This is a genomic window from Citreicoccus inhibens (assembly GCF_019039035.1).
GTDB lineage: Bacteria > Myxococcota > Myxococcia > Myxococcales > Myxococcaceae > Citreicoccus > Citreicoccus inhibens.
The window spans coordinates 114,608-126,677 of sequence record NZ_JAHNZT010000006.1 but is presented as its reverse complement, the minus strand read 5'-3'; the positions used below and the strand labels follow the sequence as shown (position 1 = coordinate 126,677).

10 protein-coding genes are annotated in these 12,070 nt (G+C 66.9%); 2 read left to right on the top strand and 8 right to left on the bottom strand.

Features of this window, described 5'->3' with window-relative positions:
• Nucleotides 1–79: 79 nt before the first annotated feature.
• Complete coding sequence (locus KRR26_RS10505) at nt 80–664, top strand: TIGR02265 family protein (protein ID WP_120202874.1); 585 nt, start codon at nt 80–82, stop codon at nt 662–664.
• Nucleotides 665–671: 7 nt separating this feature from the next.
• Here KRR26_RS10505 and KRR26_RS10500 read toward each other — a convergent pair whose 3' ends face one another.
• The 6 genes from KRR26_RS10500 to KRR26_RS10475 form a co-directional block, all read right to left on the bottom strand.
• The gene (locus tag KRR26_RS10500; RefSeq protein WP_120202872.1) at nt 672–1,856 is read right to left on the bottom strand and encodes a peptidoglycan DD-metalloendopeptidase family protein; all 1,185 of its coding nucleotides are present in this window, start codon (nt 1,854–1,856) and stop codon (nt 672–674) included.
• A gap of 96 nt (nt 1,857–1,952) precedes the next feature.
• Entirely contained in the window at nt 1,953–3,446 is a 1,494-nt protein-coding gene (locus KRR26_RS10495; RefSeq protein WP_120202870.1) for a SpoVR family protein, read from the bottom strand.
• Between the two features lie 35 nt (nt 3,447–3,481).
• Entirely contained in the window at nt 3,482–4,591 is a 1,110-nt protein-coding gene (locus KRR26_RS10490) for a DUF444 family protein (RefSeq protein WP_120202868.1), read from the bottom strand.
• A 24-nt stretch (nt 4,592–4,615) separates the two neighbouring features.
• Nucleotides 4,616–6,679 carry a PrkA family serine protein kinase gene (locus tag KRR26_RS10485; protein ID WP_120202866.1) on the bottom strand — a complete coding sequence of 688 codons (2,064 nt, stop codon included), beginning with the start codon at nt 6,677–6,679 and terminating at the stop codon, nt 4,616–4,618.
• Nucleotides 6,680–7,005: 326 nt separating this feature from the next.
• Nucleotides 7,006–7,803, bottom strand: coding sequence for an ABC transporter permease (locus tag KRR26_RS10480; RefSeq protein WP_217079742.1), 798 nt, complete (start codon nt 7,801–7,803; stop codon nt 7,006–7,008).
• The gene (locus KRR26_RS10475) at nt 7,800–8,555 is read right to left on the bottom strand and encodes an ABC transporter ATP-binding protein (protein ID WP_120202861.1); all 756 of its coding nucleotides are present in this window, start codon (nt 8,553–8,555) and stop codon (nt 7,800–7,802) included. The genes KRR26_RS10480 and KRR26_RS10475 overlap by 4 nt, the downstream gene beginning before the upstream one ends.
• 319 nt (nt 8,556–8,874) lie before the next feature.
• On the opposite strand from KRR26_RS10475, the gene KRR26_RS10470 reads away from it, so the two are divergent.
• On the top strand, nt 8,875–10,452 hold the full coding sequence (locus KRR26_RS10470; protein WP_120202859.1) for an ArnT family glycosyltransferase: 1,578 nt from the start codon (nt 8,875–8,877) through the stop codon (nt 10,450–10,452).
• Between the two features lie 70 nt (nt 10,453–10,522).
• On the opposite strand, the gene mltG is transcribed toward KRR26_RS10470, so the two are convergent.
• Nucleotides 10,523–11,593, bottom strand: coding sequence for an endolytic transglycosylase MltG (mltG, locus tag KRR26_RS10465; protein ID WP_120202858.1), 1,071 nt, complete (start codon nt 11,591–11,593; stop codon nt 10,523–10,525).
• Nucleotides 11,594–12,049, bottom strand: coding sequence for a Holliday junction resolvase RuvX (gene ruvX, locus KRR26_RS10460; RefSeq protein ID WP_120202856.1), 456 nt, complete (start codon nt 12,047–12,049; stop codon nt 11,594–11,596).
• Between the last annotated feature and the right edge of the window lie 21 nt (nt 12,050–12,070).

Here is a 12,070-nt window from a genome sequence, read left to right as displayed (position 1 = left end):
CCGCTGGCCCAGTAGGTGCGTCTTCTCCGGTTAATGTGAGGAGTCGTTTGAAGCTGGAATTGGAGTAGAACGCGCCATCATGGCGCGCCTTGACAGTGACTTGGAGCAGCGGATCGCCATGTCCCGGCCGGGGGATACGGTCCGGGGCCTGAGCTTCTCGGCGGTGCTCGCGCTGGTGGAGCGCAAGCAAGGGCTGGAGGCGGCGGACCGCCTGCGGGGGCTCCTGTTCTCCCGGCCCCCGGTGGACTTCTTCTCGTACCCGGTCGTGGACTTCCTGCGGCTCTTGTACGGCACGGCGGAGACGCTCCGGGCGCACTACCCCTCGCGCGACGAGGCTTTGCGCGCGTGCGGGGATGCCATCGCGAAGGGCTTCTTCGAGTCCGCGGTGGGGCAGACGCTCCTGCGGCTCATCCAGGGGACGGACCCCAAGCGCATCTACTGCAACGCGCCCGCGGCGTACTCCACCTCGGTGAGCTATGGGCAGCGGGACTACCAGCCGCTGGGCGAGCGGAGGATCCGCCTGCACTTCCGCGGGGACATGCTGCCCCTGCCGGTGCACGAGGGCATCCTGGCCGCGGCCCTGGCGGCGCTGGGGCGCGAGGGCCGGGTGGTGGGCACGGCCCTGGGGCTGGCGGAGTTCGACTTCGTGATTGAGTGGACCTAGCCGCGCGCTACTTGGCGGCGGGGGCGGGGGCCTGCCCGGCCACCGCGGCCACGGAGACGGCCTGGAGCTGCTGCGCCAGCTCGTGCGTCTTGGCGAGGAAGTCCGGCAGCTGGGCCTTGGGCAGCGGATCCGCGCGGGGGAACTTCTGGGTGAGCGGGTTGGTGTACTGGCCCCCGCGCTTGAGCCCGAAGTGCAGGTGCGGGCCGGTGGAGCGGCCGGTGTTGCCCGAATAGGCAATCACCTGCTTCTGGGAGACGCGCAGGCCCGCGCGCACGCCCTGGGCGAAGCCCGACAGGTGCATGTACTGCGTCTCGAAGCCGTTGCTGTGGCGCAGGACGACCATGTTGCCCGCCGCGCCCGCGTTGCCCGCCTGCACCACGGTGCCGTCCGCCACGGCCCACACCGGCGTGCCAATGGGCGTGCCGTAGTCCACCCCGTTGTGGTTCTTCACGTACTGGAGCACCGGGTGGAAGCGTGAGCCGTAGCCGCTGGTGACGTGCGCGTACTTCAGGGGGCTCTTGAGGAAGGACTTCTTCGCGCTCGCGCCGTCCTCCTGGAAGTAGTTGGCCTGCCCGTCCGGCGTCACGTAGCGGAACACCTTCTTGTTCCCCACGAGCCCGCCCTCGTACGTGGCCGCCAGCACCTCGCCGTAGCGCAGCACGCGCCCCTTGGAGACGAACTTCTCCACCAGGGCGCGCGCCGTGTCTCCCTTGCGCACGTCGCGGTAGAAGTCGATGTCCCACGCGAACACGTCCGACAGCACCAGCCCGATGGCCGGGTCCTCGCCCGCCTCCAACGCCGCCTCGTACAGCGACGTGTTGATCTCCAACGCGACGAGCGACACCTGCTTCTCCACCTCGATGGAGCGCTTGCTGCCCACGTACTTCTCGCCGTCGCGGCGCACCTGCCACTCGTCCACGGTGCTCTGGCGGTAGTCGAAGAAGTCCAGCTCGCCATCGCGCATCACCAGGCGGAACTGGTCGCCCACGCGGGACTTGCGGAAGTCGAACACGCCCTCGAGCGCCGCGATGACGGCCTCCACCTGCGCGTCCGGCAGCGCCGCTTCATGCAGCGCGCCCGCCAGGGTCTGCCTCGGCTGGATGCGCCGGTTCTTGATGTCGTAGCGGATGGCGGCTTCGGAGGACGAGGCCACCAGCAGGGCGAGCAGACAGAGCAGGGCAGAGGTCTTCATGAGCAAGGGGCGCGAGTGTAGTGGACACCCGCGCCCTCGCCCAACTCCTGACTGGGAAACCTTCCAGGCCCGCCTGGCTGGCTGCTTCGGGTGGGCCTACAGCTCCACCTTCTTCTCCGAGTGGTTCTGCCCGTCGAAGCGCAGCATGGCGCCCTTGGCGTCGTAGCGCGTGATGATGTTCACGGGCCGGCGCCAGAGCGATTGGAGGTTTCGCAGCGTCTCGCGGGCGTAGTCGCCCTTGAGGTCCTGCCCGTCGTGCTTGTGCGCGAGGAGCATCTCGCCGCGGTTCTCGAAGTTGCCGTCCACCACCTCGATGATGGGCTGACCGAAGTTGGTGAGGCCCTGGAGCAGCTTCGCCTTCACCTTGCGGAACTCGCGGTTGAGGATCTCCCACGAGTTGCGCTTGTCGTTGAACCCATACACGAAGAGCTTCTGCTCCATCGCGAACTCGGGCGTGAGGAACGTGTCGATGAAGGTGATGTCGTTGTAGTGCTTGCGGACCTCGAAAATCTTCTCGCGGCCGGCGCCCAGCTTCTTGTCCCACGCGTGGCGCGCGCGCAGGTCATCGCACTCGTCCCACTCCTTGCCGAACTTGCCCTTGTTCCACCGGTCCTCGATGTCCCGCCACAGCTCGATGCCCAGCTTGTAGGGATTGATGGCGCCGGGGCGCGTGCCCATGGTGCCCGAGTGGTGGTCCGCGTAGTCGATGATTTCATCGTCGCGCAGGGCCCGCCGGGTCATGATGGTGGAGTGCCAGTAGCTGGCCCACCCCTCGTTCATGATTTTCGTCTGGCCCTGGGGCGCGAAGTAATAGGCCTCGTCGCGCAGGATGGCGAGGATGTCCGCCTCCCACGGCTCCAGCGGCGCGTGCTCCAGGAGGAACATCAGCACGTCGCGCTGGGGGCGCTCGGGGAAGCGCTTCGCGCGCTGCTTCTCGTCCTCCACCTTGCGCCGCTGCGAGTCGAGGAACTCGGACGGGTTGATGTAGCCGCGCATGTATTCGCGGCCCACCTTGAAGCCCTCCACGCCCTCGTTCGCCTTGCGCTCGTCCTCCACCCGCTTGGGGTCCGGGTTGCGGCGGATGTGGGGCGAGTGCTGGTCGATGAGGTTCTCCAGGCTGAGCGCCCGGTCGATGAAGTCCTCCACCTTCTCCACGCCCAGCTTGTCCACCCAGCGGCGCACCCGCGTGGCGTGGTTGGCCATCTCGTCAATCATCCGGCGGTTGGTGTGCCGGAAGGAGAAGTTGTTCTTGAAGAAGTCGCAGTGTCCGTAGACGTGGGCCATCACCAGCTTCTGGTCCACCTCCGGGTTGCTCTCCATCAAGTACGCGTAGCAAGGGTCGTTGTTGATGACGAGCTCATAGATCTTGCTCAGGCCGTACTCGTAGCCCTTGGCGAGCTGCTCGTACTCCATGCCCCAGCGCCAGTGCGGGTAGCGCGTGGGGAAGCCGCCGTAGGCGGCCACCATGTTCATCTCGTCGTAGCTGACCATCTCGAAGACGGTGTCGAAGAAGTCCAGGCCGAACTCCTTGGCGTGGCCATGGATTTCATCCCGGAGCTGGGCGAGGCGGGGTGTGAGGCTCTTGGGCATCGGCGGGTGCTCCGGCATGCCCCGGTGGGTCCGCGTCAGCGGCCCTTGCCGAGGAAGTCCTTGATGGAGGCGTAGATGGCGTCCTTGTCGGCGATCTCGCTCAGCGCGACGTTGGGCGTGTCTCCCACCGCCTCGCGCAAGTCCTTGATGAACTGGCCGCTGCCGTAGGGGGACTCCACCTGTCCGTAGGCGAACTGGTTGACGTTGGGCAGCACGTCGTTGCGGAGCATGTCGATGCACTGGCGCGTGTCATCCGCGCTCCAGTTGTCCCCGTCGCTGAAGTGGAACGGGTAGATGTTCCACGCGCTCTTCGGGTAGTCCGCCAGGATGATGTCCCGGCAGAGCTTGTAGGCGCTGGAGATCATCGTCCCGCCGGACTCGCGCGTGTGGAAGAACGTGTCCCGGTCCACCTCGCGCGCCACGGCGTCGTGGATGATGTAGCGCGACTCCAATCCCTTGTATTGGTGGCGCAGCCACGTATCCAGCCAGAAGCTCTCGATGCGGACGATCTCCTTCTGCTCGTCACCCATCGAGCCGGACACGTCCATCATGTAGATGATGACCGCGTTCGTCTCCGGCAGGTCCTGCAGCTTGTAGCTGCGGTAGCGGCGGTCCTCGCGCGTGGGGATGATGACCGGCATCTTCGGGTCATACGTCCCGGTGGCGATCTGCCGCTTCAGGGCCTGCTTGAAGGTGCGCTTGAAGTGCCGCAGGGACTCCGGGCCGGTGGTGTTGACCCCCGTGTAGCGGATGCGCTGGGTGATGAGCCGCTCGTTCTGGCGCCGCTCGATGTTGGGCAATTGCAGCTCCTCGCCCAATATCTGCGCCAGCTCGTCCAGGGTGATGTCCACCTCCAGGGCGTGGTCTCCCTCGCCCTGGCCGGCCTGGTGCCCGTCCCCGGGCTCGACAGCCCCGGGGCCCAACTGCTGGCCCACCTCGCCCTCGCCCTGCCCGACGCCGCCTTGCTCCTTGTGGCCATACTTGAAGCGCGGAATGTCGATGAAAGGGATGGGGATGCTGATGGCATCCTTGCCCTTCTTTCCGATCATCTCGCCCTTCTGCACGTAGCGGCGCAGGTTGGCTTTGATCTTCCCGCGGACGATCTGTTTGAAGCGCGAGTGGTCCTGGTGGATCTTCAAGGTCACGACGGGTCGCCCCTTCTTTCGGTGTTACTCCTTCGCGTCACCGCGGGCGAAGATGCTGGCCACGAAGTTCAGCACGTCCGTGGAGCAGATCTCGCAGTACCCGTAGTTCTTCATCATCCGGTCCTTCACCAGGTCGATCTTCTCCTGGGTCTCCTTGTCCACCACGGACGAGACGAGGTTCTTGAGCTTGATGCTGTCCTTCTGGTCCTCGAACAGCTTCAGCTCCAGCGCCTTGTGCAGGCGCTCGTTGGTCCGGTAGTTGAAAGTCTTTCCCTCCACCGCCAGCGCGCCGATGTAGTTCATGATTTCGCGGCGGAAGTCGTCCTTGCGGCTCTCGGGGATGTCTATCTTCTCCTCGATGGAGCGCATGAGGCGCTCATCGGGCTCCTCGTAGAGGCCGGTGTACTTGTTCTTGACCTTCTCCTTCTGGGTATAGGCCTTGATGTTGTCGATGTAATTGCCGCACAGCTTGCCGATGGCGTCCTCGTCGGCGCTGATGGCGCGCTGGACCTCGTTCTTGACGATGTCCTCGTACTCCTGCTTCACCGTGGTGAGCAGCTCCTTCATGCGCTTGCGGGCGTCCTCGCTGTTGATGAGCGAGTGCGTCTTGAGGCCGGCCTCCAGCTCGTTGAGGACCATGAAGGGATTGATGCAGCCCTCGCCCTTGTCGCTCACCAGCGCGTTGGAGATTTTATCCTGGATGTAGCGGGCGCTGATGCCTTCCAGGCCCTCGCGGACGCTCTCCTTGCGCAACTCCTTGATGTTGTCCTCGGTGAAGTTGGGGAGCGTCTTGCCGTTGTAGAGCTTGAGCTTCTGCAGGAGCGACAGGTTGTGCTTCTTGGGCTCCTCCAGGCGCGTGAGCACGGCCCACATGGCGGCCATCTCCAGGGTGTGCGGCGCGATGTGCTTGCCCTTGATGGCGCGGGAGTTGAAGTCCTTCTCGTAGATCTTCACCTCCTCGGTGAGCTTGGTGATGTACGGGATGTCAATCTTCACCGTGCGGTCACGCAAGGCCTCCATGAACTCGTTGTTCTCGAGCTTCTTGTACTCGGGCTCGTTGGTGTGCCCGATGATGACCTCGTCGATGTCCGTCTGAGGGAACTTCTTCGGCTTGATTTTGTGCTCCTGCGACGCGCCGAGCAGGTCGTAGAGGAACGCGACGTCCAGCTTGAGCACCTCGACGAACTCGATGATGCCGCGGTTGGCGATGTTGAACTCGCCGTCGAAGTTGAAGGCGCGCGGATCCGAGTCCGAGCCGTACTCGGCGATCTTCCGGTAGTTGATGTCGCCGGTCAGCTCGGTGGAGTCCTGGTTCTTCTCGTCCTTGGGCTGGAAGGTGCCGATGCCCACGCGGTCCTTCTCGCTGAAGACGAGCCGGTGGACGCGCACGTGGTTCATCACCTTGCCGAAGTCGCCCCCGTACTGCGTCATCAAGTCCTTGAAGACGAAGCGGCACGCGGGGCACAGCTCGCAGCCATCGGGGATGGTGTAGCCGCCCTCGGTGGGGGACAGCTCGCCGAACACCTTGGTGCGCCACTCGCGGGGCACCAGGTTGAGCGGCTCCTCGTTCATCGGGCAGCGCATCTTCTCCTTGCTGACCGAGCCGTCGGACTGCTTCCTGTCCGTCACCCAGGAGAAGGTGTAGGCGGCGCCCTCGGGTGTCTTGGAATACTCCTCGATGCCTTTCTTGAGCAGGCGCGCGATGGTGGACTTGGACGAGCCCACGGGGCCATGAAGGAGGATGACGCGCTTCTCGGTGCCGTACCCCTGCGCCGCCGACTTGAAGACATTCACGAGCTTCATCAAGGGCACATCGAGCCCGAAGATGGCGTCCCGCCCGCCGAACTTCTCATCACTGAAGAAGTGATAGCGGATGAGCTTCTTCTTGTTGTCGATGTACTCCGACTTCCCGTGGCTGAGGATCATGTCGTAGATCCTCTGGAAGGCGGTGCGGGTGACCTTGGGGTTCTTGCGAACGATTTCGAGGTAGTCCTCGAACGAGCCCTCCCAGTTGAGCTCCGCGTAGGTCTTGATGTCCTGGAGTGCGGCAATCCTGGAGACCCACGAAACCTTCTCAGCGTCCTTCATGTCTCTCCCTCGGGGCCGCCCGGCGGGTGCGAAAAGTCGCCGCCGACAGGGGCCAAAATGGTGAACCTGAAGGGCTGGATAGCCATTCCACACCCACCCCAACGAGGTCCCAGGCACAGCGCCAGCCCTGTTGCCCCTTCGGGACCCCGCCGCGGAGTGGGACCGCGCGTCAGCTCGTGGTGAGGCAAGCGCATCCCCACCACGGGGTGAAAAGGCAGCCTGATTATAGGGAGCCTCGTCCACGGGGGTAGGTCCCCCCTCGCGAGGGTGTGATTGGTGAACGCCCGCGCTGTGCTGCCCACGCGACTAGTGGACGTTCGCTTCCCTCAACTGTGGGGCAGCGTCCCCGTCCGCTCCACATGTCGGCGCGCCGCCGCGAGTGCGAATGCGGCCAATGGCCACAACACGGCACTGAAGGCGAGCAGGACGCCCCAGGTGGAGAGCAGCTCAGGGATTCCCGCACCCTTCAGCGCGGCGGCCCTGAGCCCATGCAAGGCGTGGGTGGCGGGGAGCAGGCGTGCGAGCGCATGCAATGTTGGAGGGAGGACGTCCGGTGGATAGAGGACACCCGCGAACAGATAACTGGCCATGTCCAGCGCATAGGCAAATGGGTCGCCGCGCTTGAAGACGAGCACGAACGCGGCGGACAAGAGGCCCAGCGCTCCAAAGGAAACGACGCTGAGGATGAGTGTCACCGCGAACCCCAGGGGGTTCAACGACAGACGCGCACCGAACAGCAGCGTCCCCGCGAACAGGAGGATGCCGGCGCGCACCAGACTCGCCGCCACGGGGCCCGCGGCCATCAGGGTCACGACCTGGACGGTGGGAAGCGGCGCGGCGAGCAAGGGTTCCAGCGAGCCATCGTTCTGCGCGGCGCGCACGGCTTCGCCAAAGCCTCGCTGGAGCGAGCGCAACAACGTCGCGGTGGCGAGCCCCACGAGCGTGAAGGAGTAGTAGTCCCCCCCGTACCGGCCTTGGAGGGCCGCGGGCTGACCCACGGCGCGGGCGAGGAAATAGAAGAGCGTGAGGGTGAACAGCCCACCTGTGGCGAGCAGCAAGGCGTTGAGGCGATAGGCGGTGGCGACCTGGAGGTCGCGCCGGAGGAACGCGAGCAGCCGCCTCATGCTGGCGCCTCGGCGAGCGCGAACAGCGCCTGAGCGGCGGGATGGACGTCCGCGTAGCGCCCCTGGGCGGCGATGCGCCCCTGGTCGAGCAGCACCACGCGCGCGGCGACGGCGCGGACTTCTTCCAGGTCATGGCTGGCGAAGAGCACGGCGGTCCCTCGCGCAGCCGCCTCGCCGAGCACGCGGGTGCGCACGCGCCGCGCGGCCCCCGGGTCCAGCGAGCGAGTCACCTCATCGAGGAGCAGCACTCGCGGCTGGTGGAGCATCGCGCGCATGAGCACCACGCGGGCCTTCTCGCCGGAGGACAGGGTGCGCACCTCCCGGTCCATCAGGGGCTGGGCTTCCAGCATCCGCGCCAGCTCCTCGATGCGTGGGTCCACCTCGTGCGAGGGCACGTCATAGAGCGCGGCGAAGAAGCGCAGGTTCTGGCGCGGGGTGAGGCGAGGGGACAAGCCGCGGTCATCGCTCAGGGCGGCGCCCACGTGGCGGCGAACCTCGGGACGTCCCTCGACGACGTCGAGTCCCGCCACCCGCGCGTGTCCTCCCTCGGGGAGCAAGAGGCCGCAGAGGATGCGCAGCAGGGTGGACTTGCCCGCGCCGTTGGGGCCGATGAGCGCCACCACTTCGCCCGCGTCCACATGGAAGGACAGGCCGCGCAGCGCGGGTCGTGGCCTCGCACGGCGTCCGCGCAGCCACGCGAAGGGCGGCGGCGGGTACGTCTTCTCCAGGGCGACGACCTCGACCTGCGGCATCCGCGCATTGGAGCCGAAATCGCACCGGGTGTCTTCCCGAGGCCTCGGCCCGTGGACTGCGCCCGCTCGCTTGGCGCGTTGCCCGGACGTGAGGCGGGCGCCATAGGCGATGCCTCGTGGTGTTTGGCGCGTGGGCCCGCCATGGGTTCGCGGCTCCCGCGTTAGGGAGGGACCGTGTACCCCACGGATGGTGCGACCGGCCGTGCACGGGTGCTCCCGGGCCTGGCGAGCCGGGCCTCACTCGGTCATGAGCACGCGGCTCACAAGAGCGCGGCGCCGGCTTGGTTTTGGGCCCTTCCTGCGTATCCTCCCGCGCTCCATGGCGACTGCCCCCAGCTCCGCAACCGTCCCCCCCGCCACCGCGCCCGCCCTCGCGGCGGTGCCCGCGCCCGAAGTCGAGCCGAGCACCCGGCTGCTCCTGGGCTTGTTGTTGCTCTTCGCGCTCGTGCCTCGGCTGGTGGTGTTCGCCGTCAACGAGAACTTCTACGGCGACGCGGTGGTGCGCACGGAGCTGGCCGAGCGGTGGCTCCAGTCGCCGCACGTCATCAAATCCTACGGTGACGGGGCCTATCAGTTCGGCCCGCTGCACGTGTACGCGGTGGGGGCGGCGCTGTCGGTGATGGACCGCGAACTGGCGGGGCGCGCGGTGAGCCTCGTGTTCGGCGTGCTGTCCGTGGTGCCGCTGTTCGCGTTGACGCGGCGGTTGTTCGGGTGGCGCGCGGGCATGGTGGCGGGGCTCGTGTTCGCCGCGTGGGGAATGCACCTGCAATTCTCCACCACGGCTGGCAGCGAGGCCGTGTCGCTCTTCTTCATGTTGGGGGTGTTCGCGCTCTATGCGGAGGCGGTGGACGAGAACCGCTTCTCGCCCTTGTTCTGGGCGGCGGTGCTGCTCAACTTCGCCTGCGCGACGCGCTACGACGCGTGGATGTACATCCCGCTGCTCACCCTGGCGCTCGTCTTCAGCAGCGAGGACAAGGTGGTGGCGCTGACGCGCGCCGTGGGCTTCGGGTTGGTGTGCCTCCCGTTCCCGCTGCTCTGGATGCAGGGCAACGAGATGGCGCATGGCGATCCGTTCTTCCCCATCAAGGCGGTGGAGAACTTCCACAAGCAGTGGGTCGCGGACTCGGGGGGCGGCGCCATCGGATGGCGCCTGCAACAGTTGGGATTCTGGCCCGGGGTGGCGCTCTTCACGCTGACGCCCGGCGTGGCGCTGCTGGGCAGCGTGGGCATGGTGAAGGCCTGGCGCGAGCGGCCCGAGACGCGCTGGCTGGTGGCCGCGGCGGTGGTGCCGGCCGCGTACTTCACCTTCCGCGCGGTGGTGCTGCTCAACTTCGTTCCGCTGGCGCGCTTCACGGTGACGCAGCTGGTGGTGCTGCCCGTCTTCGTGGCGCTGGGCTTCAGCGCGGTGGTGGCGGGGCGCGCGGCGTGGGTGCGGCAGGGCGTGTTGTGGCTGAGCGGTGGGCTCGCGGTGGCGCTGCCCGTGGCGCTGGGCCTCTTCACGTTCCGCGCGGAAGGCGGCCTGCGAGACTCACTGCGACCCGTGAGTCCCACCTCCACCAATCCGGTGGCGGTGATGAAGGTGGCGCACTTCCTCAAGGAAGAGGTGGCGGCGAAGGGCGGCGCGGCGGCCATCGACGATGACCCCGGGTACCTCGACCTTCAGCTCGCCTTCTTCTCGGGCCTGCCCGAGATGCGGATGGCTCGCGTTCGCTGGGACACCTTCCGCCAGCGCCTGAAGGAGACGCAGCCGCAGGTGCTGGTGCGCTTCGACCAGGGCGCCCTGGTGAAGGATGCCGGGGTCCAGCTGCAGGGCCGCACGCTCGTGCTCGACGGCGTCACGTACGAGGAGCAGGACGGCTTCTCCGCGCCGCTCCACGTGTACCGCCGCCGGCCATAGCTTCCGTGTGCGAAGGCGGACGTTCGCGTCCGCCTGGCTTCATCCGATGGGCGCGAGCGCCCGCCTGGTGTCACGGGTGCGCGGAGTTCGCGCCCTGCTTCTGGGGCTTGCGGAAGAACTCCACCTGCCACTTGCGCACGTTGGCTTCGTGGCACTCGTAGGTGGGGCAGAACAGGTGCGTGCCGTCGTTGCGCGAGACGAAGAACAGGTCCTCGCACTCGATGGGATGCAGCGCGGCCTGGAGCGCGGCGGTGCCAGGGCTCGCGATGGGGCCCGGCGGCAGGCCCGCGACCTTGTACGTGTTGTACGGGTGGAGCGTCTCCAGGTCCTTGCGCGTGATGTTCTTGTTGTACACGCCGCGCAAGAGCCGCATGGCGTAGATGACCGTGGGGTCGGTCTCCAGCCGCATGCCCTTCTTGAGGCGGTTGTGGAACACGCAGGAGATGCGCGGACGTTCCTGCGGCGCGCCGGTCTCCTTCTCCACGATGGAGGCCAGGGTGAAGGTCTGGAGCAGATCCAACTTCACGCCGTTCTTCCGGTCCGCGTCCGCGTGCTTGTACTCCTCGAGCGCGCGCGCGACCATCTTGGTCAGCACGGACTCCTCGGTGGCGTTGCGCGTGAACGTATACGTGTCCGGGAAGAGGAAGCCCTCGATGGTCTGCGCCGGGACGCCCGCCTTGCGCAGGAACGCGGGGCTCGCCGCGAGCGCCTCCAGCTTCTTGAGGTCGAGCTTCAGCTCGGAGTCCGCGACGATGGGGAGAATCTCCTCGGCGCGCAGGCCCTCCGGGACGGTGAAGCGATACACCTTCACCTGACCGGAGAGAATCTTCTCCAGGGCCTGGGTGGGCGTGAGGTCGCCGCTGAACTCGTACTCGCCGGCCTTGAGCTTGGGGCCCAGGTTCTCGCGGCGGATGTAGAGGTAGAGCAGCTCCGCGTCGGTCGTCACGTGCTGCTCGGTCAACAGCCGGGCAAGCGCGCGCGGACCGGTGCCCGAGGGAATCTCCACGGTGACGGGCGTGGCGAGGGTGACGGCGGTGGCGGCGAACTCGGTGATGCGCTGCTCGCGCAACTGGTACCAGCCGCCCGCGGCGGCGCCCGCGAGCAGCGCGAGGACGAGGAGGGCGAGGAGGACTTTCTTCACTTACGGCTCCGGGTCGTAGTCATCGGCGTGGAGATGGGTCTCGGGCGGCCGGTGGGCATCGAGCCAGCCCTGAAGGATGAACTGCGCCGCGAGCTGGTCGATGACTTCCTTGCGGCGGGCGCGCGAGACGTCCGCCTCCAGCAGGGTGCGCGTGGCGGCCACGGTGGACAGGCGCTCGTCCCAGAGCTCCACGGGGATGGACAGGGCCTGAGCCACCACGTCCGCGAACTTGCGCGAGGCCTCCGCGCGAGGCCCCTCGGAGCCGTCCATGTTGAGCGGCAGCCCGATGACCATGCGGCTCACCTCATGCTCCTGCGCCAATCGGCCGAGCGCGGCGAGGTCCGCCTTGAGCGAGGTGCGGCGCACCGTGGTGACGGTCTGCGCCGTCAGGCCCAGGCCGTCCGAGACGGCCACGCCGATGGTCTTGGTTCCGTAATCCAGGCCGAAGGTGCGCATGGGCGCGGGACTCTAACCGCA

Coding starts and splice junctions, on each gene's coding strand:
- KRR26_RS10500 (WP_120202872.1), bottom strand. CDS start 1,856: ATGAAGACCTCTGCCCTGCTCTGTCTGCTCGCCCTGCTGGTGGCCTCG.
- KRR26_RS10505 (WP_120202874.1), top strand. CDS start 80: ATGGCGCGCCTTGACAGTGACTTGGAGCAGCGGATCGCCATGTCCCGG.
- KRR26_RS10495 (WP_120202870.1), bottom strand. CDS start 3,446: ATGCCCAAGAGCCTCACACCCCGCCTCGCCCAGCTCCGGGATGAAATC.
- KRR26_RS10475 (WP_120202861.1), bottom strand. CDS start 8,555: ATGCCGCAGGTCGAGGTCGTCGCCCTGGAGAAGACGTACCCGCCGCCG.
- KRR26_RS10470 (WP_120202859.1), top strand. CDS start 8,875: ATGGCGACTGCCCCCAGCTCCGCAACCGTCCCCCCCGCCACCGCGCCC.
- KRR26_RS10480 (WP_217079742.1), bottom strand. CDS start 7,803: ATGAGGCGGCTGCTCGCGTTCCTCCGGCGCGACCTCCAGGTCGCCACC.
- ruvX (WP_120202856.1), bottom strand. CDS start 12,049: ATGCGCACCTTCGGCCTGGATTACGGAACCAAGACCATCGGCGTGGCC.
- KRR26_RS10485 (WP_120202866.1), bottom strand. CDS start 6,679: ATGAAGGACGCTGAGAAGGTTTCGTGGGTCTCCAGGATTGCCGCACTC.